General features: G+C 63.9%; 2 protein-coding genes. Both read right to left on the bottom strand.

Going from position 1 to position 1,501, the window contains the following annotated elements:
* Window positions 1–1,239 (bottom strand): amidase (locus R3217_10800; GenBank protein ID MDX1455932.1); only part of this gene is annotated, 1,239 nt, incomplete at its 3' end.
* Window positions 1,240–1,257: 18 nt separating this feature from the next.
* Window positions 1,258–1,501, bottom strand: a 244-nt coding sequence (locus tag R3217_10805; GenBank protein MDX1455933.1) for an NAD(P)-dependent oxidoreductase, incomplete at its 5' end; no start/stop codon positions are given.

Below are 1,501 nucleotides of genomic sequence, written 5' to 3' on the forward strand. Positions count from 1 at the left end.
CATGTTGAAGGGATAGGTGAACGGCGTCCATGTCGGCCAGCGTTCATGCGGCCAGCCATCCGGCACTTCCTGGCCCGCCGTGAAGGCCGGGATCGGCAGCGACGGCGTCAGCAGCAGGTCGTATTTCGCGTGGAAGCGATTCGTGGTTTCGGTCAGCGCGGCACGCACGTTCTGGGCACCAAGGTAATCCAGCAGCGAAAGCTTCTCGGCCCAGGCCGCCACTTCGCACAAGGAAGGATCCATCTCGGCGCGTTGCTTGGCATCGAGATCGCGCATGGCATTCGCCGCGCCGCCATAGAAAAGGATATTAAAGGCTTCCAGCGGATCCTCGAAGCCGGGATCGACTTCTTCGACCACCGCGCCCAGGTCTTCCAGCAACTGCGCCGCCGCTTTGACCGAGGCTGCAATTTCATTGTCGACCTTGGCGTAGCCGAGATTTGGCGAGTAAGCGATGCGCATGCCCTTGATGCCGCCTTCGATGGCATCAAGGAAACTGCCGTCGACGCCGGGCAGGGTCATGTCGCGCACATCCGGCTCGCACATCACGTCCATCATCAGCGCGGCATCTTCCACCGTCCAGGTCATCGGACCCGGGTGCGCCAGCTGGCCGAACGCGCTCGGCGGCCACATCGGGATCAGGCCCTGCGTTGGCTTGTGACCGACCAGGCCGGAGAAGCCGGCGGGAATGCGTATCGAACCACCGGCGTCGGTGCCGGTCGCCAGCGGCGCCATGCCGAGCGGCACAGCCGCAGCCGAACCACCCGATGAACCACCTGCGGTCTTCGAAGGATCCCAGGGATTGCCGGTCACGCCGGTCAGGGCGCAGTCGGTAATGCCTTTCCAGCCAAATTCCGGCGCGGTGGTGCGGCCCATCTGCACGTAACCCTGGCGGGTGAGGGCGGCAACGGCAGGGGAGTCGACCTCGCCCGGCGTATCCGGCACGACCTTCGAGCCCTTGCGGTTCGGCCAGCCCTTGGTGACGAACATGTCCTTCATCGCGACCGGTATGCCGTCCAGCGGGCCGAGCGGTTCCAGGCGCAGGAAACGTTCCTCCGACTTGCGCGCCGCCTCCAGCGTCAGTTCCTCGTTCATGAAGCAGAACGCGTTCACTGCCTCGTTGTGCTCGCTGATGCGCGTCAGGCAGGCCTCGGTGGCTTCCAGGGGCGACAAGTCGCCACTACGGAACATCGCCGCCATTTGCAGTGCCGTGAAATCAGCCGGATTACCTGGATCGCTCATGAACTTCCCCTCTCTTAATCAGGTTCGACGGGCATAACCCCGGGCCTTGTCGACCAGGTTCGTCAGCTCGCCGCTGTCCTGCCAGCGTTTGAACAAGGAAACAAACTGTTCGGTCAGCGCTTCGCGCCAGCCGATGAAATCACCTGCCATGTGCGCCGTCAGCACCGTGTTGGGACAGTCCCAGAGCGGATGCTCGCGCGGCAGCGGCTCTTCTTCGAAAACATCCAGCACCGCACCCGCGATGACGCCGTCCTGCAGCGCC

The sequence above is a fragment of the Gammaproteobacteria bacterium genome (assembly GCA_033720895.1).
Lineage (GTDB): Bacteria > Pseudomonadota > Gammaproteobacteria > Natronospirales > JAJUFS01 > JAWWBS01.